The organism is Pseudomonas sp. G3-39 (assembly GCF_054790485.1).
In genome coordinates, this window is the sequence record NZ_CP186497.1 from 5,929,531 (window position 1) to 5,951,855 (window position 22,325).

Genomic DNA, 22,325 nt, shown 5'->3' on the forward strand with positions numbered 1-22,325 from the left:
GTTGGGTAAAAATCCGCTTTTCGTGTAGGAATTGCCCTTGGGCAGGGCCTTTTGCAGGTTAACACCGCGACTTCCGGCTGGAAGGCGGTGCAATATAAGGAAACAGATCGGTCGCGGCGTGACGGCAGCCAGTCGTCTGGCGTCCCGATAACGGTGCTTTTGAAAAAGCCACCAGGCACCCGCAGAGGTGCGTCCAGCCATCCAGCCTTGATCCGTGAGAACGTTATGGAACCCGGAAACGCCCAACTGTCGATGACGGTATTGATGACCCCCGACATGGCCAACTTCTCTGGCAATGTCCACGGCGGTACCCTGCTCAAATACCTCGACGAAGTGGCCTACGCCTGTGCGAGCCGCTATGCCGGCCGCTACGTGGTAACGCTGTCGGTGGATCAGGTGATTTTCCGCGAGCCGATCCATGTCGGCGAACTGGTGACCTTCCTCGCGTCGGTCAACTACACCGGCAACACCTCGATGGAAGTCGGCATCAAAGTGGTGACCGAGAACATCCGCGAGCGCTCGGTGCGTCACACCAACAGCTGCTTCTTCACCATGGTCGCGGTGGATGACCAGCGCAAACCGGCCACCGTGCCGCCGCTGCAACCGCAGAACAGCGAAGACAAGCGTCGTTATATGCAGGCCCAGCAGCGCCGGCAGATTCGCCAGGAGCTGGAGAAGCGTTATCAGGAGATCAAGGGCGACGCCTGATCAGCCCTTTGGCATGATGTCGCTTTACAGATCGCCTTCGCGAGCAAGCCCGCTCCCACATTGAATCGCAGTCCTCCCATGGGAATGCAGTCGAACGTGGGAGCGGGCTTGCTCGCGAATGGACGTAATGCGGTCTTACAGGCTGATCGCCGTCGCCTCGAACTTCACCCGCGGATGCGCAATCCGGTCCTGCGCTCGCACCAGTTGCAGCTCGTAACTGGCACACGCCTGGGTTTCCAGCAGCACCTCATGCACCGCCGCTGCGGTGAACTCAAACGCCGCCACCAGACTGTCGCCGAGCAGTACCCGCGCGAGGAACAGCCCAGACGTCAGATCGCCAACACCCACCGGCTGACGCGGAAACGCCAGCAGCGGACGACGCAGGTGCCAGCTTTCATCAGCGGTCACCAACAACATCTCGAAACCGTCCGCCGGCTTGCCCGGATAATCCAGATGCTTGACCAGCACCGCTTTCGGCCCACGTGCCAGCAACGCCCGAGCCATCGCCAGGCAATCGAACAGCGACTGCGGCTTGCGCCCGGAGAAGCTGTCCAGCTCCAGTTGGTTCGGGCACATGATGTCCGCCACGGCTGCTGCTTCTTCCAGCAGGAAATCGCTGACTTCGGCCGGCACACTGCAGCCCTTCTCCGGATGGCCCATCACCGGGTCGCACAGGTACAACGCCTTCGGATTGACCGATTTGATGCGCTCGACGCCACTGAGAATCGCCCGGCCCTGCGCCGCGCTGCCCAGATAACCGGAAAGCACGGCGTCGCAGTTGCCCAGCTCGCCAATGGCGGCAATGCCTTCGACCAGTTCGGGGATCTGGTGCGGCGCCAGCACTTCACCGGCCCACTGCCCGTACTGGGTGTGATTGGAAAACTGCACGGTGTTGAGCGGCCAGACATTCACCCCGACCCGCTGCATCGGAAACACGGCGGCGCTGTTGCCGGCGTGGCCGAAGACCACATGGGACTGAATGGCGAGCAGATGAGGCGTACGTTTCATTCGGGTTATTCCGTAAAACGATTGAAATTCAAGCCGCGCAGTATGCGACGAAACACAGCCTGTACGACAGACCGGCGACGCAGTTAAGCTGAGCTTATCTTTTGGAGTTTCCTGCTGATGCTGACCCTCGAAAACATCTTCGTGCTGATGCTGTTCGCCGCTGCCGGCGCATGGTTATGGCACAACCACGGCTTGCGCGAGCGGGCGCTGGAGCGGGTCAAGCAGCATTGCATCAACGTCGGCGTCGAACTGCTGGACGGTAACGTCGCGTTGAAAAAAATCGGTTTGATCAAGGATGCCAGCGGGCGGCGGCGCCTGGCCCGGGTCTATAACTTCGAGTTCACCGTGACCGGCGAAACCCGGCACAACGGCACCATTACCCAGTTTGGCGCGCACAGCGCACAGATCGAACTGGCGCCCTACCCGGCGCCGTTCGACGATACGCCGCCGATGGTCGAAGTTACCCGCCCACGGGCCGAAGTGATCGAACTGAGCCAGTGGCGGCAGGAACACAACAAGTGGAAGTCTTGAGCTAACCCGCCTGCACCCGGCATTGCGTCAGGCCTGACTGCAAAGCATCGATACGTTGTGCATCGGTAAAGATCAGCTCTATACGTGAATCCCGTCGCCACTCACTCGGTTGCCAATCCAGTTCGGCGTTATCCACCGCATTGGCCGACACCCAGCCCTCGGCGCTGTGCATAACCAGTTTGGCCCGCCGCCAGTCCAGGCTCTGCAGCCATTGGCTCAGACGTTGCGTATCGAACGTCTGTCCAGGGTGCCAACGCCAGCCGATGCTCCAACCGCCCTCCTGTGCCTGACTCAGGCAGATCGGCGATGCCGGGTCGCTCCAGATCGCCGGAATCGGTCCCGATCCCTCGGGCACAACAAGGTTATCCACCGCAGCCCCCGCTTGCGCAGCCACACCCGGCAACTCGCTCAACGGCAGTTGCGCCTGCTGCGTCCAGATCATTTTGACTGCCGGCAAACGCTCGACGATGGTCTGCCGTGCAGCCTCATCCAGACTTTCTGCCTTGTTCAGCAACAGCAGGCCGGCGCTGGCCAAAGCCTCCTGCTGAGCGGTCGGCAAAGCTTTCCCGGCGGCCAGCGCCTGGGCATCCAGCACTAACACGCAGGGCTGCAGCGCCAGCACACCCAACCACGGCGCCTCGCCCAACTGCTTGAGCAATTGCGCCGGATGGCCCAGTCCGGACGGCTCGATGAGCAGCCGATCCGGCCTGGCCTTGCGCAGCAAACGGCCGAGGCCGATTTGAAACGGCGCACCGTTCACGCAACAAAGGCACCCTCCGGCAACTTCGCCCAGTGCGATACCATCGGCGTCGCGGGTCAGCAACGCGGCATCGAGGCCGATCTGACCGAACTCGTTGATCAGCACCGCCCAGCGCTCGCCGTCCGGCCGTTGGGCCATGAGCTGGCGAATCAGGCTGGTCTTGCCGGCGCCCAAAGGGCCGGCGATGACATGGGTAGGAATGTTCTGCAACATGACTGGGCGTTTTCTGAGGGGATTGGACATGCGTTGGATGGGATGGTCGTTGCTGTTGATGCTGCTGTCGAGCGAAGCATGGGCCCAGGCTTGCGTGGTACACAGCCAGGGCGAGCGACTCGACGTCAAAGTCTGCCAGCAGAACCGTAATATTCCCGAGAAGCTGTTCAGCGACGGCTTCTGCCAACCGACCCTGGCCGGGCAGAAAGTCGAGGTGCAGTACGTCGATCAATGCCCGAGCGGCGCGTTCGGCGTGTGCAGCAACGCGCAAGTCGCCAATATGCCCTATCGCCAGGATATCCACTATTACGGCGTCGCCTCCGACGCGGCGTATTTGCAGCCGTACTGCGAAGGCCAGAGCCAGGGCAAGTGGCTCAAGCCTTGAGCCGTCAGCCGAGCCAATCGAGGGTGAGCAGCAGACGTCGCTCACCCGGCGCCGGTTGCGGGGAGCGATGAATCAAGCCATAGCCTTCATTGCCGTGCCACTTCTCGCCTTTCAATAACGCCACGTCACCGCTCTGCAGTTGCTGGATGTTCGCGATGTCCCGTGGTTCGGCGTTTGCCTGGCCCAATTGCTCGCGATCCATCACGCCTTCCTTGAGCCACTGACTGCCGATCCCGCCGTAGGTTGTAATCAAGCGCACCGGCACATGATCGACATGGAAGCGTGGGCACATGGCTTTGTCCAACACCCGCAGGCGCAAACCGATGCGGCGAGCGCTCAGCAGACAGGCGAAGGCACTCACCAGCCATTGCAGGTCCGCGATGAAGCCCTCGTAGCCTTGCAGATCACGGAACCCGGCGGCCAGTCCTTGCAGATCAGGGTCGGCGTCTTCATTCGGCAATTCGATGCACAGTGATTCCGCCAAAGGCTCGTTGAGCGACAGCAGCAACTCTGCGAAATCGGCGATGTGCAGCGGCAGTTGGCGCTGCCAGACCGCGAGATTGACGTCGTCTTCGAGGATTCGCGTCAGCGTTTTCGGCGTCACCCCCTGATGCTGATGGCGCGCCCGGTTTTGCTGCAGTTTGAGCGCAAGCATCAGGCGGCCTCTTCGTGCCAAGGGCCGAACGGGTCCGGCAGCCTGCGCCAACCATCTGCGCCAATGGCCATTTCTTCATCAGTCAGCAGGCAGGCGTCGAGCTCCGACTTGAGCTGTACGAAGTCGATGTTCTGGCCGATGAATACCAGCTCCTGACGACAATCTCCAACGCTCGGTGTCCAGTTCTCCATGATCGCTGCTGTACTTTCCTGATCCTGCGGCCATTGGTTTTTCGGCACGAAACGCCACCAGCGACCGGCGAAACCATGGCGCATCAAACCACCGGCCTGCGACCAACTGCCCGCGTCGCTGGGTTTGCTGGCGAGCCAGAAGAAGCCTTTGGAGCGCAGCAGTTTGCCGTTCGGCCATGGGCGATCGATGAAGTCGAAAAAGCGCTGCGGATGGAACGGACGGCGTGCGCGGTAGGCTGTCGAGGCGATACCGTATTCCGTGGTTTCCGGCACGTGCTCACCGCGCAATTCCTGCAACCAGCCTGGGGCCTGAGCGGCTTTCTCGAAATCGAAACGCCCGGTGTTGAGGATCTTCTCCAGCTGCACCTCGCCCATCACCATCGGGATGATCTCCGCCTCGGCGTTGAGGCGTTTGAGGATGGCCATCAGCTCTTCGCGCTCCTGGCGGCTGATGAGGTCGATCTTGCTGATCAGCAGTACATCGGCGAACTCGATTTGTTCGATCAGCAGATCAGTGATTGAGCGTTCATCTTCATCACCCAGGGTCTCGCCTCGGGAAGCCAGACTCTCGGCGGCCTGGTAGTCGAGGAGGAAATTCACGCCGTCGACTACCGTCACCATGGTGTCGAGCCGCGCGACGTCAGCCAGGCTCTGGCCCTGTTCATCGCGGAAGGTAAACGTCTCGGCTACCGGCAGTGGTTCGGAAATACCGGTAGATTCGATGAGCAAGTAATCGAATCTTCCTTCGCGGGCGAGTTTGCTGACTTCTTCGAGCAGGTCCTCGCGTAACGTACAGCAGATACAACCGTTGCTCATCTCCACCAGTTTTTCTTCCGCACGGTTAAGGCTGACATCGCGCTGGACTTCGCTGCCATCAATGTTGATTTCGCTCATATCGTTAACGATGACCGCAACGCGCAAACCCTCTCGATTACGTAGTACGTAATTCAAAAGTGTACTTTTTCCGGCGCCGAGAAAGCCCGATAGAACGGTCACGGGAAGTGGAGATGACATTGGATAATCCTCATCAGGTTGTGGCCGATGTGCGTTTTGGCGTGTTTTGGCGTAGCGCACCGCGTTCTTGGGCTTCAAAACAGCGCTTTGGCAGAAGCAGACGCTTGCAATCGGCGAGCTCAGGCTCAATTCAAATTTATGTTATAGTATAACAATATAAATAAGCCAGCCCGCTCTTGCCCGAACCGATAAAGCGCTGGAAGCTGCACGCAAGCTGCCCATCGGATACCGAGATGAAAATTGCCCTGAAATGCTCGCTGCTGAGTCTCGTATTGCTGTCGATGGCCAATGCCTGGGGGAAAATTCCCCCGCCCGCCAACTGCACACGCAGCGCCAATCTGCTGGCCTGCATCGATGCGCAGGGCAATACCTACAGCGTAAACACGGTGGGCAGCACGATTTACCTGCGTGGCTTTGAAAAGCACGGCAATCGCTACTGGGCACAGACCAACAGTCGTTTCGGCCAGCTGACGTTCTTCACCGGGCTCACCTCTGACGGCGAAGCCTGGGTTGGCTACACCCGTCGCGTTGGCTGGACGACGATCAATCGCTTTTCCAGCTCTGGCGGCAGCAGCGCCAAGTTCACCTGCAGTCGGATCACCGGCTGCTAAACCTGCGCTTCTTGCTGCTCCTGCTGCCAGGCGATGTAGCTATCTACTGGCGGATTTTTCTGGAAGTAACGCTGCAGCCCTTCGAATAAACCATCCGCCACGGCCTGCTGATGTCGAGGCGTGACCAGGCGCTGGCTGTCACGGGCGTTGGAAATGAAGCCGGTTTCCACCAGAATCGACGGCACGTCCGGCGACTTCAGCACGGCAAACCCTGCCTGCTCCACGCGCTTCTGATGCAGCGTGGTAATGCCCGCCAGACTGCCGAGAACGGTGCTGCCGAGTTGCAAACTGGCGGCAATGGTGGCGTTCATCGACATGTCGAGAATCACGCCGGCGAGCATCGGATCTTTGTCCTTAAGGTTGAGCAGACTGGTCGCGCCCAGCAGATCCGCGCCATTCTCTCGCTGTGCCATGAAGCGTGCAGTTGCTGACGTCGCACCACCTTCAGACAAGCAATATACAGATCCTCCCGACGCGGTAAGACGCGGCGCCGCATCGGCGTGCACCGAAATAAACATGTCGGCCTTGTGCTGACGTGCGATGTCCACACGCTTGCGCAGCGGCACGAAGAAGTCGTCATTGCGCACCAGTTTTACGTCGAAGCCTTTCTCCCTTTTCAGGCGTTTGGCGAGCAACTGAGCGATGGCAAGAACCACATCTTTTTCCCGCTCACCCTTGGCGCCGACTGCACCTGGATCTTTCCCTCCGTGCCCAGGATCAACGACAACGATGATGTCGCGCTTGGGGTGAGTCTGAGGTGTTTCACGTGGAACCATTGCCAGACTGGATGCCTGTTTGGCGTTTACCAGATCCAGCACCAAGCGGTGTCCTTGACCATCTTGAGGCGCCAAAAGGAAGCTGTTCAATAGCACCGGATGGTGCAGGTCGAGAACGATCCGTGTATCACCTTGACCAAAGTGCCCTGTTCGAATCGAACGAATCGCAGTATTGGCAAGCTTCAATTGACTGAGATCGCTACTCAAACTCGCCCCGGAAAGGTCGATGATCAAGCGTTCTGGAGCGCTCAGCGAAAAGGTTTTGTAGCGCATAGGACCGCTAAGGTCGAATACCAATCTGAGCTTGTCATCCGAACGCCAGAGGCGTGCATTGCGAATTTGCGTAGCCGAAACGGTGAAGGGAAAAGCCAAGGCCGTGCTGGCCAGAAGCAGGTTGAGCAGATGACGTCGGTACATATGAAGGCCTGTTCATGAAAAAGGCATCGTGATTTGAATTGTTATAATGTAACATCTAATTCAATCAACACGACGGTTCCGAACATGAATTCGCTGACACTTCCGGATATTGCGACTCAAGCCGCTCGGCAGGCGTTACCGCTTGATTGGGTGGGAATGTGCGGCATTGCTCTGCCAGTTTTATTGCAAGGCCAACGTCTGAGCGCAAAAGTAGATGCAGGCGTGAGTCTCGATGATGGCGAAGCGCGCGGCATTCACATGTCGCGGCTATACCTCGCACTGGCGGCACTTGAGCGGCAGGACCTATCACCCTCCTTATTACGGCAGGTTCTCGAGGAATTTCTGGTCAGCCACGATGGTTTATCCAACAGCGCCTACCTGAAAATCCACTGCGAAGTGCTGCTGAAAAGGCCTGCGTTAGTCAGCCCTATAGCGGGTTGGAAGAGCTACCCAGTGAGCATTTCAGCGAGTCTGAAAAACCAAGTGTTCCACGTGGAACTGAAAATCGAGGTGCCCTACTCCTCAACTTGCCCCTGCTCAGCAGCGCTGGCGCGACAGTTGATTCAGCAGCAATTCATCGATGATTTCGCCAACAAGCCACTGCAACATGCCGAAGTGTTGGCTTGGCTAGGATCAAGCCAAGGCATTGTCGCCACCCCGCACAGCCAACGCAGCACCGCGCAATTGCATATGTATCTCGACGAGTTCATCGACGAGCTTCCCCTGAGTGTGATCATCAATGACGCCGAAGCGGCGCTCGGCACCGCCGTGCAAACCGCCGTGAAACGCGCCGACGAGCAAGCCTTCGCGTTGGCCAATGGACAGAACCTGATGTTCTGCGAAGACGCCGCGCGACGACTTAATCTGGCTCTGCGCCGCTCCCCCGGCGTCAGCGGATTCCACCTGCGAGTGATCCACGCCGAAAGCCTGCACGCCCACGACGCGGTCGCCGAAAGCCACTGGCATCGAGAACTCCAATGATCCGTTGCCACACCCTGAGTTGGGGCGCACCCGGCCAACCACTGACTTCGCCACTGACCCTCTCGCTGGAACACGGCAGCCTCGGCGCCATCATCGGCGCCAACGGCTGCGGTAAGAGCAGCCTGTTGAAAGTCATCGCCGGATTGCAGAAGCCGTTATCGGGAAAGGTCGCACTGGGTGTTCCACGTCAGGGCGGTTTTGCGTTCCTGCCGCAACAGCAACACCTCGACCGGCAGTTCCCCATCAGCCTCGAAGAACTGGTAGCCGCGGGTTTCTGGGGGCGTCGATTGTCGACGCAACTGCGCGCACAACGACTCGTCAACGCCCTGGAAAATTGGCACTTGAGCGGATTGGAAAAGCGCCCGCTGATGGCTCTTTCCGGTGGCGAGTTGCAACGTGCCCTGCTCGCCCGTTTGAGTCTAACCGACGCCCCATTGCTACTCCTCGACGAACCCCACGCAGCACTCGATGAACTGGGCCAGCAGTTACTCTGGCAACACATCCATGCCTGGCACTCCGAAGGACGAACACTGCTGATGGTCTGCCATGACCTCGCCGCCGTCCGCCAACACATCCCGCAGACACTGCTGATCAAAAACCGCGAATGCCTGTTCGGACCCAGTGCCGAACTGATCCAGCAAACACCCAATATGCAGGTGGCCTGATGCTCACCGTCGCCCACCTCTGGCAACCGTTCAGCGAGTTCGTGTTCATGCGCCGAGCGCTGTTCGGCGGACTGGTATTGGCCTGCAGCACAGCGCCACTTGGCGTGTTTCTGATCCTGCGGCGCATGAGCCTGATCGGTGACGCCGTTGCCCACGGTATCCTTCCCGGCGCGGCATTGGGCTTCTGGCTCGCCGGTCTGAGTCTGCCCGCGTTGACCTTCGGTGGTCTGGGCGCCGGCCTGGGCATGGCCGGTCTCGCCGCCTGGATTACCCGTCGCACCGGCCTGCGCGAAGACGCCAGCCTCGCCGCGATCTACCCGATCTCGCTCGCCAGTGGCGTGCTGATTCTTGGCATCGCCGGCAAACGCCTCGACTTGCTGCACCTCTTGTTCGGCTCGGCACTGGCGGTCGACGGCCCTACTCTTCACGGCATGCTATGGGTCTCGGCCTTTAGCCTGATTGCCATGGCACTCATTTACAAACCACTACTGCTCGATACCCTCGATCCTCTATTCCTGCAAACCGTCAGCCGACTCGGCCCTCTCGCCCACGGCGTGTTCCTGACCTTGGTGGTGCTCAATCTGGTAATCGGTTTCCAGGCCATCGGCGCCTTGATGATGGTCGGCCTGATGATGCTGCCCGCCGCCGCATCACGGTTCTGGAGTCGTCGCCTGCCGAGCCTGATTGTCATCTCGGCGCTTATCGGCTGCCTCTCGGTGTGGTGCGGATTGTTGATCTCGTTCTACTACTCGCTGCCGAGCGGTCCGGCGATCGTGCTGGTCGCGGGTATCGGTTATCTGCTGTCCGTGGTGTTCGGGCCGGTGCACGGCTTGTTGCGCCGCCCGCCTTTGCTCACATCCCAATGAGGTGTTTCCCGATGCGCGCTCTACTCGTGTTGTTCAGCTTGCTGCTGTCGATGTCGTTATCGGCGGCGGAAAAATTGCCGGTGGTCACCAGCTTCAGCATCCTCGCCGACATGGTTCACCAGGTGGGTGGCGAGCATATCCAGATCACCAACATGGTCGGCCCGGACGCCGACGCACACACCTATGAACCGACGCCTGATGATGCCAAAGCGCTGCTCAAAGCCAAACTGATTATCAAGAATGGCCTGGGTTTCGAGCCATGGCTCGATCGCCTGGTGACCAGCACCGAGACCAAAGCCCCCGTCATCAGTGCCAGTCATGGCGTAATTCCACGCTCGCTGGTGGAAGACGGCGAGACCATTCCCGACCCGCACGCCTGGCACAACCTGGCCAATACCGAACTGTACATCGCCAACATCACCAAGGCGCTGATCGCCGCTGATCCGGCGAACAAGGCCGACTACCAACGCAACAGCCAGACCTACCTGAAACAGATCTACGCCCTGCTCGCCGAAGCCAAGGCCAAGCTCGGCTCGCTGCCACCGGGCAATCGCAAGATCGTCACCAGCCACGATGCCTTCGGTTATCTCGGGCAGGCCTACGGCATCGACTTCATGGCGCCGCAAGGTCTGTCCACAGAGCGTGAACCGTCAGCCGCCGAAGTCGCCGCACTGATTACCCAAATCCGTCAGGCCAAGGTCAAAGCGGTGTTCATGGAAAACATCAAGGACGCGCGCCTGCTCAAGCAGATCGCCGACGAAAGCGGCGCACACATCGGCGGCACCCTTTACTCCGATGCCCTCGCCGCTAGCGGCCCGGCCAGCACCTTTACCGGACTGTTCGAATACAACCTCAACACCCTTTACGACGCACTGAGCCAACCATGATCCGCAAGAATCCTTCCGGCGATCTGCCGCAAATTGCCGAGTCGGCCTACGTCGACAAAACCGCGATCATCTGCGGCAAGGTGGTCATTGGCGAGAACGTCTTCGTCGGCCCCTACGCAGTGATCCGCGCCGATGAAGTAGACGCTTCAGGTGCGATGGAGCCGATCACCATCGGCGCCAATTCGAACATCCAGGACGGCGTGGTGATCCATTCCAAATCCGGCGCCGCGGTGACCATCGGCGAATTCACCTCGATCGCTCACCGCTCGATCGTGCACGGCCCGTGCGTAGTCGGCGACCGGGTGTTCATCGGCTTCAACAGCGTGCTGTTCAATTGCGTGGTCGGTGACGGCTGTGTGGTGCGGCACAACTCGGTGGTCGATGGCCGCGATTTGCCGGGTGCGTTCTACGTACCCTCCACCACCCGCATCGGCCCCAATACCGACCTCTCGCAGTTCCCGCCGGTGAGTGTCAGCGCCTCGGAGTTTTCCGAAGACGTGGCACGCACCAATGTCGATCTGGTACGCGGCTACAAAGCCTTGCAGAACGAGTTCTGAATCATGAGCAGCGTGCTGATTCGCAACGCCAGACTGGTCAATGAAGGACGCGAGTTCGACGGTGATCTGCTGGTCAGCCATGGCCGCATCGTCAAGATCGCGCGCAGCATCGACGGTGAAAATGCCCGTGTGGAAATCGACGCCAATGGCCAATGGCTGTTGCCGGGGATGATTGATGACCAGGTGCATTTTCGCGAGCCGGGGGCGCCGGCCAAGGGCTGCATCCACACCGAGTCGCGCGCAGCGGTGGCGGGCGGCATCACCAGTTTCATGGACATGCCCAACACCCAGCCGCCCACCCTCACCCTCGAAGCAATGGCGGATAAAAAGCGTCGGGCGGCAATTAACTCCGTGGCCAACTACGGCTTTCACTTTGGCGTGAGCCAGGACAACCTCGACACCGTCGCCGCGCTCAACCCCTGCGAAGTGGCCGGGGTCAAAGTGTTCATGGGTGCCTCCACCGGCAATATGTTGGTGGACGATCCGAGAACGCTTGAGCGTTTATTCGCCGAAGTGCCGACGATACTGCTGGCGCATTGCGAACACACGCCGAGCATCGAGGCCAATGCAACACGTCTGCGCGAACGTCTTGGCGAACACCTGCCCGCGAATATCCATGCACTGATTCGCGATGCCGAGGCTTGCTACCGCTCCTCTTCGTTGGCAGTGGAACTGGCCAGACGTCACGGCACCCGCCTGCACGTTTTGCATCTGACCACCGCTCGCGAACTCGAGTTGTTCGAGGACAAGCCGCTCGCCCAGAAACACATCACGGCCGAAGTCTGCCTTCATCATCTGCTATTCGATGACCGCGACTATCCGGCCCTCGGCAACCTGATCAAATGCAACCCGGCGATCAAGACACAAGCCGACCGAGACGCGCTCCGTCAGGCCTTGTTGAGCAATCGACTGGATGTGATCGGCAGCGATCACGCGCCACATACCTGGGCAGAAAAACAGCGCCCGTATGCCGATGCGCCGTCCGGTTTACCGCTGGTGCAACACGCTTTGCCGGCACTGCTGGAGCTGGTGGCCGATGGCGTGCTGCCGATCACCACGTTGGTGGCGAAGACCAGCCATCGGGTGGCGGATCTGTTTGCGATTCCGGATCGAGGTTATTTGCGCGAGGGGTATTGGGCGGATCTGGTGCTGGTTGAGCCTGTGGCTCTTGAAGTGTCGCGGCAACCGATTCTGTCGCAATGCGGGTGGACGCCGTTTGCTGACAAGACTTTTCGCTATCGGGTGAATACCACGTTGGTGTCGGGGCAGATTGCCTGGCGAGAGCAGCGTATCAACGAAGGATGTCAGGGGCTGGCGCTGCGATTCATGCGGTGACAACCAAGACGCCTTCGCGAGCAAGCCCGCTCCCACAAGGATTGTGCTGTCCCCTGTGGGAGCGGGCTTGCTCGCGAAGCTTTTAAGCTCTTGGCTTCACGGTGCCGCAATCCTGACCCAGCCACACCGCACGGGTTTCCAGACTGCCCTTCTGGTTGATCCCGATGGCGTTGAACGTGCCGTTGGCCACCGTGGTGAACTCACGATCACTGAGGAACGTGGCAACCCCGGTGCCTTGCGCTTTCGGGCAGCTGAAGCGGAATTTCCACTGGTTGCCGGTGCGCTCGGTGATCTGCTGTTTGCAGCCCGATTGCGGATCGGCCAGCGGAATATCGTTGGTCGCCACTTGCTGCGGCGTCAGGCAGGCACGAATGCCCTTGCCGCCGATGTTGATGCCGTTCTTCTCCAGCGCCGCGCGCTGTTGCGGGGTCATCTGGCCTTGCAACTGGCCAAGGATCGATTGCACATCCATGGGCTGGTCATCGACCTTGACGTTGCTTGAGGTCATTTCCCATAGCCCCGGCTGCAGCATTTGCGCCTGCGCAACCACCGGCATTGCCAAACCCAGGCCCAGCGCCAAACCCAGCAGACGAACGTTCATCGAAAAACTCCTGATCAGTAGTGGCCGTTAGACGTCGGCCGATTGCTTCGGTTCATGCACCAATTAAATAGCGACATTCGCCTCGGAACATGGTCTGTTACGCATTGAGTCTTCAGGAGCAAGGCTGCCCCATGGATTATTTTGGACCGCACATTTTCGGTTATCTGATCGCCCTGATACATAGCCTCGGCTTGATCGCCGCGATCCATGCGGTGCTGACCGTACGCACCGCCCAAGGCTCGATCGCCTGGGCATTGTCGCTTATTTTCATTCCCTACCTGACGCTCATCCCTTATCTGGTTTTCGGTCGCAGCACCTTCGACGGCTATATCAAGGCGCGGCGTCAAGCCAACGAACAGATGCGTCAGGCGATCTCCGAGTTGAACTGGCGCCCATGGGTCGAAGAAGCCCTCACCGCTCGCGCCTCGAAGGCCTACGCCTCGCTGCGCGCCATGCCCAAACTGGGGCGCATGCCGTGCCTGGCGAACAACCAAGTGCAACTGCTGGTGAATGGCCACGCGACCTTCGAGGCGATCTTCCACGCCATCGATCAAGCGCGCGAAGCCGTACTGGTGCAGTTTTTCATCATTCATGACGACCGCCTCGGGCAGCGCCTGCGCGACCTGTTACTGAAGAAGGCCGCGGAAGGTGTGGCAATTCATCTGCTCTACGACCGCATCGGCAGCCACGCCCTGCCCCACAGTTATGTGCAGGCGCTGCGCGATGGCGGTGTCGAGGTCAAAGCCTTCGCCACACGCAGCGGCTGGCTCAATCGCTTCCAGGTGAATTTCCGCAACCACCGCAAAATCGTCGTGGTCGATGGCGTACTCGGTTTCGTCGGCGGGCATAACGTCGGCGATGAATACATGGGCGAGAAACCGCCCCTGGCGCCGTGGCGCGATACCCATGTTCAGGTGCGCGGGCCGGTGGTGGCCTGCATGCAGGAGTCGTTTGCCGAGGACTGGTTCTGGGCAGCACGGACGTTGCCACCGCTGATCCTGCCGGATGTCTACCCGGAAGATGGCGTGCTCTGCCAATTGCTGGCGAGCGGCCCGGCGGATGCCTACGAAACCTGTTCACTGTTCTTCGTCGAAGCCATCCACGCGGCGACGGAACGAGTGTGGATCACCAGCCCCTACTTCATTCCCGATGAAGCCGTGTTCGCCGCGTTGCGCCTGGCGGTGCTGCGCGGCGTCGACGTGCGCCTGCTGCTGCCCTCACGCCCTGATCACCGCATCGTCTACGCTGCTTCCAGTCTCTACGCGTTCGAAGCAGTACGCGCCGGCGTACGGGTATTCCGCTACGAGCCGGGGTTCCTGCATCAGAAAGTGGTGCTGATCGACAGCGAAATCAGCGCCATCGGCAGCGCCAATCTGGACAACCGTTCGTTCCGGCTGAATTTCGAAGTGATGCTGCTGACCGTCGACAGCGAATTCGCCGCCCACGTGGAACGCATGCTCAACGATGATTTCGAGCAGGCTTATGAAGTCGCCAAAGAAGAAAGCCGGGAGATCCACCGCCTGCAACAGCTCGGCATGCGGATCGCCCGGCTTATTTCACCGATTCTTTGACCGGCCGCTCGCTCGAACGAGCGAACGGTCGTCAAGCCTCAGGGGTGATAAATGTCGTCACGGGTCCAAGGCAGTTCATGGCTGCCATCCGGATGCGCTTTCACCGCAAGAATCTGGTGCAGGTTGATCCAGCCACGCGCGAACGCATAGGCACACCCGGCCAGATACAGCCGCCAGATGCGCAATGCCTGATCCGGTACCAGTTTCCCGGCCGCTTCGAGGTTGTCCTCCAGCCGCTCGCTCCAGTGATCCAGCGTGCGCGCGTAATGCAGACGCAGGCTTTCGACGTCGACAATCTCCAGCCCGGCTTCGCTGATCTCGGCCGAGATCATCGCCAGGTGCGGCAGCTCACCGTTGGGGAACACGTATTTCTCGATGAAGTCGCCAGCACCGCGTCCCACCGGACGGCCGTCGGTGTGTTTGGCGGTGATGCCGTGGTTCATCACCAGACCGCCCTCCTTCACCGCGCCGAACAGGACCTTGCAGTACTCGGCGAGGTTGGCGTGACCGACGTGTTCGAACATGCCGACGCTGACTACCTTGTCGAAACGCCCGTCCTGCGGCAGATCGCGGTAGTCGAGCAATTGCAGCTCAACCTGATCTTCCAGGCCCTCGGTCTTGACCCGCTCCCGGGCCAGTTCCAGCTGTTCCTTGCTCAAGGTGATGCCGAACACTTTGGCGCCGAATTCACGTGCCGCGTAACGCGCCAGACCACCCCAGCCGCAACCGACATCCAGCAGGTAATCGCCCGGCTGCAAACGCAGCTTGCGGCACAGATGTCGGAACTTGGCCTGCTGTGCCTGTTCCAGAGTTTCGCTGCCGGTTTCGAAATACGCGCAGGAATACGCCATGTCGCTGTCCAGCCACAGCTGATAGAACGCGTTGGACAGGTCATAGTGATAGGAAATGGCTTTGGCGTCGGTTTCCTTGTCGTGCACCGCACGCACTGGCTGCGCGCTTTCGTCTTCATCGAGCAAGGCGCTGCTCAATTCGTCGCAGACCCGGATGACCTCGCTGATCGAGCCCTCCAGTTCCAGCCTGCCTTCGACAAACGCCGCCCCCAGCGCGTCGAGACTCGGATGGGTGAACTGGGTGACCATCGTCGGGTCCTTGACCACAATGGTGACGCTGGGCGTCGGCCCCAGGTTAAACTCATGGCCATCCCAGAGTCGCAAGCGAAGCGGAAGCTGCAGATTCTGTAAGGCCGGTGGAAGTTGCGCGAGCATGGAAAATCCCCCTTGTTTCAGACGTCAGATCTGAGGGTAGACCATCCTTGAAAAATAGCAGGCTATCGATTTAATTAGCCGAGACTATCGTTCCAGGCGCTCCTACATGCCGTCATGCACCCACTACTGCTTTAGCCCAGGTAACGGCGTGAAGTGTGCGCCCTCTCCATAGATGACTGCCTATTCGGCGCACAGTTCGCTGAAACTCACTTCAGTGATCATCCTTGAGCTTGAGCAATGGCTCCTGAAACCGCAGCAGCCGTCCGGCATTGCCCAACACCAGCAGCGTGCTGAGGTTGTGCAGCAGCGCGGCGATCATCGCTCCGGCCGCGCCGAGCCAGCCGAATGCCGCAAACACCACGATCGCCAGGGTCCAGCCCAGACCGATGATCACGTTGACCTGCAAGGTCCGGCGGCACTGGCGACTGAGTCGCACACAGGTGCCGAGGCGCCGCAAATCACTGCCGATCAACACGATATCCGCCGAGGCCAGCGCGATGTCGGCACCGCCGGCGCCCATCGCCACACCCACCACCCCGGCCTTGAGCGCCAGCGAATCATTGATGCCGTCGCCCACCACCATCGGCCGGAAACCGTTGTCGATTTCCTTGAGCACGCGGTTGAGCTTGTCCTCAGGCAGCGCCTGCGCTTCCACCTCTTGCAGGCCGACCTCGCGGGACAGGGTCTGCGCAACACTCTGGCGGTCGCCGGTCAACAGCAACTGGCGACCTAGCCCCAGTTCGCGCAATTCAGCGAGGGCAAAGCGCGCTTCTGGTTTGACGCTGTCGGCCAGCAACAGCCAGGCGACAAATTCGCCGTTCAGTGCCAATCCGGCAATCGGCCCGTCGTGCTCGGGAACGATGGTAGTGACGATGCCCAGTTGCGCGAACAGTTCGGGACGTCCCAGCGCCGCCTCGCCTTGCGCGGTCATGGCCACGACCCCGAGGCCCTGACGCTCGTGAATGTCCGTCAGCGGCAGGCTCTGCTCCTGACTGACCAGCCCCGCCAACGCCCGGCTGACAGGATGACTGCTGGCCGCACCGAGACTGGCGGCCAGCGCCATCACCGAGGCCTGATCCAGACGCGGGCTGCTGATCGATTGCAAACGCAAGGTGCCGTAAGTCAGCGTGCCGGTCTTGTCGACCACCAGTGAAGTGAGATCTGCCAACTCCTCAAGAAACGCCGAACTGCGAATTAGAATGCCATGGCGCGCCGCCACCGCCACTCCGGCAATTGCCGTGGCCGGTGCCGACAGCACCAAAGCGCAAGGACATGCGGCTACCAGCACCGCGAGCATCGCTTGCGCGTCATGGGTGACAAACCAGGTCACCGCCGCCAACAGCAACACCAGCACCATGTAGCTGCCGGCATAGCGTTCAAGCAGACGGGTGATCGGCGGCTTCGAACGCTCGGCGTTCTGCATCAGCGCGATGACTTTGCCCAGCGTCGATTGATCACCGGTGCGGGTCACCTCAATGCGCAGCAAGCCATCGAGGTTGATCGCGCCGCCAAACACCGTCATGCCCACTGCCGTTTCCACTGGCACCGACTCGCCGGTAATCGACGCCGTGTCGAGGCTGGCTTGGCCGAACAACACCCGACCATCCGCGGGCACACGATCCCCGGCGCGCACCTCGACCGTGTCACCGGGTTGGAGGGTGCCGTTGTCGACTTCAATGATCAAGCCGTCCGCTTGAATCTTGCGGGCGTGGCTGCGGGTCAATTGGCCGAGGGCGTGGATCGCTTCCTGCGAACCGATCACGCTGCGCTCTTCCAGCACGTGGCCGAAGATCATGATGATCGGCAGCAACGCGGCGGTCAGCAGATCGCCAGTCGCCCACGCACCGAGCATCGCCAAAGCAATCAGTTGATCGGTGATGCCGTGCAGGCTCGGATAACGCAAGCTGTACCAAGCAGAGCGCATCACCGGCACCGCTACTAATAAGGAGGCGAAACCCAGCAGCAACTGACTGACACCAGTTTGCTCCGGCACCACCCAGCGCCAGATCAAACCGAGGCCGAGCAAGCCCAAGGCGAGCATTGCCAAAGTCAATTGGCGCGCAGCGCGGCGCTGTTCGGCCGAGGACAACAGGCTCGGTGCAGCGGTGGTCGCAGTCATTTACTGGCTCCCTGAATGATCAGGCGGGAATCGTCTTTCGGATCGACCGTGGTCACTGACCCGGCCTGACCAAGAATTTTCGGCATGCGTTCGCGGTACAGACGCAGGAGCATCTGCGGGTCGGTGCCCTGTTGTTGCGCCTTGGCCAGGCTCATCACCGTGGCAGTGTCGGCAGAGGCTTTTGCCAGCCGTTCGCCGGCCTGAGCATGGGCCACTTGCAGAGTACGGTCGGCTTGCTCATTCGCAGTCTGGGTGAGTTTTTCCGCCTCGGTGCGTGCATTGGCGACGGCTTTGTCGGCTTGCTGACTGGCGGTCAGTACCGCATTAAAAGCACTGACCGCCGGATCCGGCAGACTCGACTGAACGTCGACCCGCGCCACTTCGATGCCGATGCCCTGCCCGCTCGTCTTCAATTCAGCCAAGCGCTTGTTGATGCCTTGCACCAGATCACCGCGCAGTCGCTCACGACGTTCAGCCGCTTGATTGTCGGCGCCGATCAACTCCGGCCGAGCGACCAGAATCGTATCCAGATCCCGTGCGGCGGTCAGGGCCACAGCGCTGCGGGTGACCAGCCGATCCAGTGCTGGCAGCACATGATCACCCTGCAGCACGAAGTCATAGGGATCGCTGACTTTGTAAAACACCCGCACATCCAGTTGCACCACGCCGGCGTCGCCGGTCAGTAAATAGCCGGAACCGGCCAGTGCATCGCTCAGTGGCGTGGCGAAGGTTGCTACACGATCAGCCTTGATCGCCTCACTGCTACGCAGCAGGTTTTCCACTCGGCGCTCGATGACCCGATCCGCTGCCGGCAGCAAAACCACCTGCTCGAACGGCTGCGGCCAGGCCAGCAACAGCCCGGCATTCTGGAGGCGTTGCAGTGCGCCAAAGTGCAAGACCACCGCGCGATTTTGCGGATCAATCTGCCGCACGTTGGAAAACGCCCACGCCAACGCAGCCAATACCGTTACCGCATATAAGGCGAAAAACGCCAGGCGTCCGGCCTGAATCCACGGACTGCTCAACGAATGTGTTCCACGTGGAACTTCATCACTCATGGCTGCGATCCGGATTTGTTTTCAACAGTCGGCGGGCCGTCCACCAGCACGCGGAATGGCGCGGCGTCGGTGCGCAGGATCAGCTTGGTGTCCGGCGTAACGATGGTGCCAAGGGTATCGAGTGAGCGCAGCAGGTTGTACAGCTGCGGCGAGCCAGCATAGGCACGGCCGTAGATTTGCGCGGCTTCGACCCGCGACTGTGCTTCGATTTCTGCGGCCTTCACCGTGGCATCGGCCTGGACAATTCGCGCATCGCGCTCGGCCGCAGAACGGATCTGCGCGGCTTCTCGCTTGCCGATGGCGGTGCGTTCGGTGGCGATTGTTTCACGCTCGGCGCGCATCCGATCAACCGTGGCCGTGAGCGTGACCGAAGGCAAGGTCAGGCGTTCGATGCCCACCTGAACCACACGCACGCCGTAGGTGGCCAGCAACTGCTGGTCGATCTGCTGACGCAGTTGCGCTTCGAAATCGGCGATACGCACTTTGCTGGCATCGGTATTCACCAGATCCGCCAGGTCGATACTGCTGGCGGTGGTTTCCAGCGCCGAACCGACAAAGGTGCGAATCTGCCGCGCCGCTTCGTCCGGCTGGTTCTGCACCGCGCGCATGAAACGCTGCACATTGTCCGGGTCGCCCTGCACCTGCCACGCCACGTAGGCCTGAACGATGATGCGCAAACCGTCGCGGGTGCCGACATCCTGCAAACCACTCGAGGTGGTACGCAGGCGCAGATCCACCGGGATCGCCGCTTCGAACGGCGCCGGCCAGCGCCAGCTCAAACCCGGCTCAAGCAGCACCCGCGACGGATTACCGAAACGGGTGATGACGGTGGCCTCGCCCGAGCGCACCTGAACCAGGCTTGCCGCCGCGATGGCAAACCCCACCAGCAACAGCGCCCAGCCCATGCGCCGCCACGGGAGCGGCCCCGCCTCTTCCGGCGCTCCGTGGTGATGGTGATGATGCCCATGATGATGGTGATGCCCGGCGTGGCCATGATCGTGGCCGCTGTGGTCATGGGAATCGTGAGAGTGCGACTGGCTCAAGGGGCAACTCCTGGTTGAGCGGTGGTGCGCGCAGGCGTCGGATCAGCCGGCAGCGTAAACGTACGCAGATCGATGGTCGGCGCATTGCTGCTGCCGCCTAAACGGTGGTCGAGTATTAACAATTTGGCCTTGTTCAGACCCAGGCTGAGCTGATTCAGATATTGCTCAAGCACGAACGCCTGGCCAGCGCTGGAATAGGCTTTCTGCTCAGCCTTGAATTTCAGATCCGCCGCCTGCGCGGTGGCGTTGATTTCACGGGCGCTGGCACTCGCCTGATCGCGGGCGAGACTGGCCTGCAACTGCGCCTGGTTACTCGCCTCTGCCGCAGCACCGCGCTCACGGGAGATCAACGCCTGCGCGCCGATCTGCGCGGCTTGCACGCCGTGATAAGCGTTGGCGGCACCGGCTGGCGGGTGAATCGCTTCGACCACGGTGGCGAGAATCTCCACACCGCTGTCGAGTTTCTGTAGATCACCTTGCACTGCGCGGCCGATTTCTTCGCCCAGCCCTACCCGGTCAGCGCCGAGCAAACCGTCGAGGGTGCGCGAGGCAAAATCGTGCACCAGAATCCGGCTCGCGGTGCTGCGAATCAGCGTCGGCACATCAGCGTTGTTGTAAGTGGCGGCCAAGGCATCCTGATCACGCAGACCAATGCGATAAACGAAGCGCACGTCCATGTTGACGATCTGAAAGCTCTGCTGATCGCCACGGCTGCTGGCGATCACCTGGGATTTGTCGTTGACGTGGCTGGCATCCCACAAGCGGTTGGCGGTCATCGGCGCCGGGCCTTCGGCGGGGTCAGCCTGTGTCGGCGCCGGAGCATCGCCGACGCTGGTTGCCAACTCGTGCACCACGCCGTTCTCGACGCTCAATACACGGCCCAACGGCCACGGCAGACCGGCGTGCAATCCCGGACCGAACACTTGCACCGGCTTGCCGAAGCGCTCGTAGATACCGCGCCCTTGCAGCGGGATTTCGTGGATACCGGTCAGCAACCAGCCGACCGCAGCGACCAGCGCCAGTACCGGCAGGAAGGCCCGGCGCATATAGCTGAACGCCCAGATCTGGCGCAGATCGATGCCGAAACGGTTGTGCAATTCATGCTGCAAGGCGAGCAACGGCTGCGGTGGCCAGCGCAGCATATCGGCAACAAAACTGCGCGCCAGCAGGGTCGGTTCGAGCTGCTCGCGTCGAGGGCTGAACACCGATAGAAATGCGCGCAATAGCAACTCGATCGCGACGAATGCCGGCAAGATCCCGATCAACACCGCAAGCCGTACTGGCCACACCGACGCCTCGCTGGCGAACAGCAGGCACAACGCGCCCAGCACCAGGCTGATGATCGCCACTCGCGCCAGTTGCGCGAGGGACCCGGCTTCCGGCCATTGCGCCGGACTCTCCTGAGCCAGTTGCCGCTCCAGCACCAGCAGGCCGAAACCCAGCAGCAACATCAGCGCCGCGCCCACCGTGGCCGATAACCCGACCGCAGCGGCAGGCAATGCCAGATTCCACACCTGCCCGACGGCGAGCACCACCAGTACTGACCAGCCGCCCAGCCACAACGTGGTCGCGCCAATCTGACCGAGCAGGTGCAGGCCGCACTGACTCAACCGCTCCAGCAGCCGTTCGTACCAGCCATCCGGCGCTACTGGCTTCAGCTCCTCGGTCAGCGCCACCGATATCGGCGGGTCAATCACCCCTGCACGCCATTGCGTCAACCACCACGCCGACTGCAGGCCGGCGACCAGCACCAGCAACGCCGCGCCCAGATTCACCAGCAATGCCGGCCATATCGATTGCGCGGCAAACAACCCGACAAACATCGCCAGCACCCACCCTGCCCCGGCCAATGCGCCGAGACCGATGGCCAGACGACGCAAACGTCGCCCCTGCGTGGACGCTTGTTGAAAGCGCGGCAACCCGGTCACTTGCGTGCCATCGACATTCAGATCGACTTGCATATCACCCCAAAGCCATTGATTCACCGGTCTTATCGTTACGATATAACGAAAAGCGTGAAATATTCGTACACAAATTCGCTTATCTAAAGATGCGCAACCTGTCGCTTGCCTGAAGCCTTGACCGAAATGTCCGGAAACGCACATATTACGTTCGTAATTTTATCGACCGGCTACTTTTAGCGATCC

The 22,325-nt window shown here is 60.7% G+C and carries 22 protein-coding genes; 11 read left to right on the forward strand and 11 right to left on the reverse strand.

Annotated features, from left to right (window positions below; genetic code table 11):
* The first annotated feature begins 225 nt into the window (after positions 1 to 225).
* Positions 226 to 708, forward strand: coding sequence for an acyl-CoA thioesterase (locus ACOYXG_RS26785; RefSeq protein WP_097089417.1), 483 nt, complete (start codon positions 226 to 228; stop codon positions 706 to 708).
* Positions 709 to 843: 135 nt separating this feature from the next.
* Here ACOYXG_RS26785 and pdxY read toward each other — a convergent pair whose 3' ends face one another.
* Positions 844 to 1,716 carry a pyridoxal kinase PdxY gene (pdxY, locus tag ACOYXG_RS26790; RefSeq protein WP_027610337.1) on the reverse strand — a complete coding sequence of 291 codons (873 nt, stop codon included), beginning with the start codon at positions 1,714 to 1,716 and terminating at the stop codon, positions 844 to 846.
* A gap of 117 nt (positions 1,717 to 1,833) precedes the next feature.
* Here pdxY and ACOYXG_RS26795 point away from each other — a divergent pair, with 117 nt between their 5' ends.
* The gene (locus ACOYXG_RS26795; RefSeq protein WP_460354969.1) at positions 1,834 to 2,247 is read left to right on the forward strand and encodes a DUF3301 domain-containing protein; all 414 of its coding nucleotides are present in this window, start codon (positions 1,834 to 1,836) and stop codon (positions 2,245 to 2,247) included.
* A 1-nt stretch (position 2,248) separates the two neighbouring features.
* Here the strand turns inward: ACOYXG_RS26795 and ACOYXG_RS26800 are convergent, their stop codons facing one another.
* On the reverse strand, positions 2,249 to 3,220 hold the full coding sequence (locus ACOYXG_RS26800; RefSeq protein ID WP_460354972.1) for a CobW family GTP-binding protein: 972 nt from the start codon (positions 3,218 to 3,220) through the stop codon (positions 2,249 to 2,251).
* A 28-nt stretch (positions 3,221 to 3,248) separates the two neighbouring features.
* Here ACOYXG_RS26800 and ACOYXG_RS26805 point away from each other — a divergent pair, with 28 nt between their 5' ends.
* Positions 3,249 to 3,605 (forward strand): NADH:ubiquinone oxidoreductase, encoded by a 357-nt coding sequence (locus ACOYXG_RS26805; protein WP_096795431.1) that lies wholly within the window; start codon positions 3,249 to 3,251, stop codon positions 3,603 to 3,605.
* A 4-nt stretch (positions 3,606 to 3,609) separates the two neighbouring features.
* Here ACOYXG_RS26805 and ACOYXG_RS26810 read toward each other — a convergent pair whose 3' ends face one another.
* The gene (locus tag ACOYXG_RS26810) at positions 3,610 to 4,260 is read right to left on the reverse strand and encodes a DUF1826 domain-containing protein (protein WP_115988576.1); all 651 of its coding nucleotides are present in this window, start codon (positions 4,258 to 4,260) and stop codon (positions 3,610 to 3,612) included.
* Complete coding sequence (gene zigA / locus ACOYXG_RS26815; RefSeq protein ID WP_096795433.1) at positions 4,260 to 5,465, reverse strand: zinc metallochaperone GTPase ZigA; 1,206 nt, start codon at positions 5,463 to 5,465, stop codon at positions 4,260 to 4,262. The genes ACOYXG_RS26810 and zigA overlap by 1 nt, the downstream gene beginning before the upstream one ends.
* Before the next feature lie 233 nt (positions 5,466 to 5,698).
* Between zigA and ACOYXG_RS26820 the strand changes: the two genes are divergently transcribed.
* Complete coding sequence (locus ACOYXG_RS26820) at positions 5,699 to 6,076, forward strand: glutamine synthetase (RefSeq protein WP_103369760.1); 378 nt, start codon at positions 5,699 to 5,701, stop codon at positions 6,074 to 6,076.
* On the opposite strand, the gene ACOYXG_RS26825 is transcribed toward ACOYXG_RS26820, so the two are convergent.
* Positions 6,073 to 7,269, reverse strand: coding sequence for an N-acetylmuramoyl-L-alanine amidase (locus ACOYXG_RS26825; RefSeq protein WP_414888681.1), 1,197 nt, complete (start codon positions 7,267 to 7,269; stop codon positions 6,073 to 6,075). The genes ACOYXG_RS26820 and ACOYXG_RS26825 overlap by 4 nt on opposite strands.
* Positions 7,270 to 7,353: 84 nt before the next feature.
* Here ACOYXG_RS26825 and folE2 point away from each other — a divergent pair, with 84 nt between their 5' ends.
* Genes folE2 through ACOYXG_RS26855 form a run of 6 tightly spaced genes read left to right on the forward strand, consistent with a single transcriptional unit; the run spans position 7,354 to position 12,560 of the window.
* The gene (gene folE2 / locus ACOYXG_RS26830; RefSeq protein WP_097090257.1) at positions 7,354 to 8,250 is read left to right on the forward strand and encodes a GTP cyclohydrolase FolE2; all 897 of its coding nucleotides are present in this window, start codon (positions 7,354 to 7,356) and stop codon (positions 8,248 to 8,250) included.
* Positions 8,247 to 8,915, forward strand: coding sequence for a metal ABC transporter ATP-binding protein (locus tag ACOYXG_RS26835; protein ID WP_285373456.1), 669 nt, complete (start codon positions 8,247 to 8,249; stop codon positions 8,913 to 8,915). The genes folE2 and ACOYXG_RS26835 overlap by 4 nt, the downstream gene beginning before the upstream one ends.
* A complete protein-coding gene (locus ACOYXG_RS26840) occupies positions 8,915 to 9,781 on the forward strand; it encodes a metal ABC transporter permease (protein WP_460354979.1) in 867 nt (288 codons plus the stop codon). Before ACOYXG_RS26835 ends, ACOYXG_RS26840 begins: the two co-directional genes overlap by 1 nt.
* Before the next feature lie 11 nt (positions 9,782 to 9,792).
* A complete protein-coding gene (locus ACOYXG_RS26845; RefSeq protein WP_460354982.1) occupies positions 9,793 to 10,668 on the forward strand; it encodes a metal ABC transporter substrate-binding protein in 876 nt (291 codons plus the stop codon).
* Complete coding sequence (locus ACOYXG_RS26850; RefSeq protein WP_097090254.1) at positions 10,665 to 11,225, forward strand: gamma carbonic anhydrase family protein; 561 nt, start codon at positions 10,665 to 10,667, stop codon at positions 11,223 to 11,225. The genes ACOYXG_RS26845 and ACOYXG_RS26850 overlap by 4 nt, the downstream gene beginning before the upstream one ends.
* A 3-nt stretch (positions 11,226 to 11,228) precedes the next feature.
* Entirely contained in the window at positions 11,229 to 12,560 is a 1,332-nt protein-coding gene (locus tag ACOYXG_RS26855; protein WP_183783338.1) for a dihydroorotase, read from the forward strand.
* Between the two features lie 82 nt (positions 12,561 to 12,642).
* On the opposite strand, the gene ACOYXG_RS26860 is transcribed toward ACOYXG_RS26855, so the two are convergent.
* A complete protein-coding gene (locus tag ACOYXG_RS26860; RefSeq protein ID WP_027610324.1) occupies positions 12,643 to 13,161 on the reverse strand; it encodes a DUF3617 domain-containing protein in 519 nt (172 codons plus the stop codon).
* Positions 13,162 to 13,292: 131 nt separating this feature from the next.
* Between ACOYXG_RS26860 and cls the strand changes: the two genes are divergently transcribed.
* A complete protein-coding gene (cls, locus tag ACOYXG_RS26865) occupies positions 13,293 to 14,732 on the forward strand; it encodes a cardiolipin synthase (protein ID WP_027610323.1) in 1,440 nt (479 codons plus the stop codon).
* A 38-nt stretch (positions 14,733 to 14,770) separates the two neighbouring features.
* Here cls and cfaB read toward each other — a convergent pair whose 3' ends face one another.
* From cfaB to hflK (ACOYXG_RS26890), 5 genes are all read right to left on the reverse strand, one after another.
* Positions 14,771 to 15,958, reverse strand: a complete 1,188-nt coding sequence (cfaB, locus tag ACOYXG_RS26870) for a C17 cyclopropane fatty acid synthase CfaB (RefSeq protein ID WP_460354988.1) — start codon at positions 15,956 to 15,958, stop codon at positions 14,771 to 14,773.
* A gap of 211 nt (positions 15,959 to 16,169) precedes the next feature.
* A complete protein-coding gene (locus ACOYXG_RS26875; protein WP_460354991.1) occupies positions 16,170 to 18,077 on the reverse strand; it encodes a heavy metal translocating P-type ATPase in 1,908 nt (635 codons plus the stop codon).
* Entirely contained in the window at positions 18,074 to 19,135 is a 1,062-nt protein-coding gene (hflK, locus tag ACOYXG_RS26880) for a protease modulator HflK (RefSeq protein WP_460354994.1), read from the reverse strand. Before hflK (ACOYXG_RS26880) ends, ACOYXG_RS26875 begins: the two co-directional genes overlap by 4 nt.
* On the reverse strand, positions 19,132 to 20,178 hold the full coding sequence (gene hflC / locus ACOYXG_RS26885) for a protease modulator HflC (RefSeq protein WP_460354997.1): 1,047 nt from the start codon (positions 20,176 to 20,178) through the stop codon (positions 19,132 to 19,134). The genes hflK (ACOYXG_RS26880) and hflC overlap by 4 nt, the downstream gene beginning before the upstream one ends.
* Positions 20,175 to 22,139 carry a protease modulator HflK gene (hflK, locus tag ACOYXG_RS26890; RefSeq protein ID WP_460358561.1) on the reverse strand — a complete coding sequence of 655 codons (1,965 nt, stop codon included), beginning with the start codon at positions 22,137 to 22,139 and terminating at the stop codon, positions 20,175 to 20,177. The genes hflC and hflK (ACOYXG_RS26890) overlap by 4 nt, the downstream gene beginning before the upstream one ends.
* Positions 22,140 to 22,325 lie beyond the last annotated feature (186 nt).

Coding starts and splice junctions, on each gene's coding strand:
- ACOYXG_RS26785 (WP_097089417.1), top strand. CDS start 226: ATGGAACCCGGAAACGCCCAACTGTCGATGACGGTATTGATGACCCCC.
- pdxY (WP_027610337.1), bottom strand. CDS start 1,716: ATGAAACGTACGCCTCATCTGCTCGCCATTCAGTCCCATGTGGTCTTC.
- ACOYXG_RS26795 (WP_460354969.1), top strand. CDS start 1,834: ATGCTGACCCTCGAAAACATCTTCGTGCTGATGCTGTTCGCCGCTGCC.
- ACOYXG_RS26800 (WP_460354972.1), bottom strand. CDS start 3,220: ATGTTGCAGAACATTCCTACCCATGTCATCGCCGGCCCTTTGGGCGCC.
- ACOYXG_RS26805 (WP_096795431.1), top strand. CDS start 3,249: ATGCGTTGGATGGGATGGTCGTTGCTGTTGATGCTGCTGTCGAGCGAA.
- ACOYXG_RS26810 (WP_115988576.1), bottom strand. CDS start 4,260: ATGCTTGCGCTCAAACTGCAGCAAAACCGGGCGCGCCATCAGCATCAG.
- zigA (WP_096795433.1), bottom strand. CDS start 5,465: ATGTCATCTCCACTTCCCGTGACCGTTCTATCGGGCTTTCTCGGCGCC.
- ACOYXG_RS26820 (WP_103369760.1), top strand. CDS start 5,699: ATGAAAATTGCCCTGAAATGCTCGCTGCTGAGTCTCGTATTGCTGTCG.
- ACOYXG_RS26825 (WP_414888681.1), bottom strand. CDS start 7,269: ATGTACCGACGTCATCTGCTCAACCTGCTTCTGGCCAGCACGGCCTTG.
- folE2 (WP_097090257.1), top strand. CDS start 7,354: ATGAATTCGCTGACACTTCCGGATATTGCGACTCAAGCCGCTCGGCAG.
- ACOYXG_RS26835 (WP_285373456.1), top strand. CDS start 8,247: ATGATCCGTTGCCACACCCTGAGTTGGGGCGCACCCGGCCAACCACTG.
- ACOYXG_RS26840 (WP_460354979.1), top strand. CDS start 8,915: ATGCTCACCGTCGCCCACCTCTGGCAACCGTTCAGCGAGTTCGTGTTC.
- ACOYXG_RS26845 (WP_460354982.1), top strand. CDS start 9,793: ATGCGCGCTCTACTCGTGTTGTTCAGCTTGCTGCTGTCGATGTCGTTA.
- ACOYXG_RS26850 (WP_097090254.1), top strand. CDS start 10,665: ATGATCCGCAAGAATCCTTCCGGCGATCTGCCGCAAATTGCCGAGTCG.
- ACOYXG_RS26855 (WP_183783338.1), top strand. CDS start 11,229: ATGAGCAGCGTGCTGATTCGCAACGCCAGACTGGTCAATGAAGGACGC.
- ACOYXG_RS26860 (WP_027610324.1), bottom strand. CDS start 13,161: ATGAACGTTCGTCTGCTGGGTTTGGCGCTGGGCCTGGGTTTGGCAATG.
- cls (WP_027610323.1), top strand. CDS start 13,293: ATGGATTATTTTGGACCGCACATTTTCGGTTATCTGATCGCCCTGATA.
- cfaB (WP_460354988.1), bottom strand. CDS start 15,958: ATGCTCGCGCAACTTCCACCGGCCTTACAGAATCTGCAGCTTCCGCTT.
- ACOYXG_RS26875 (WP_460354991.1), bottom strand. CDS start 18,077: ATGACTGCGACCACCGCTGCACCGAGCCTGTTGTCCTCGGCCGAACAG.
- hflK (WP_460354994.1), bottom strand. CDS start 19,135: ATGAGTGATGAAGTTCCACGTGGAACACATTCGTTGAGCAGTCCGTGG.
- hflK (WP_460358561.1), bottom strand. CDS start 22,139: ATGCAAGTCGATCTGAATGTCGATGGCACGCAAGTGACCGGGTTGCCG.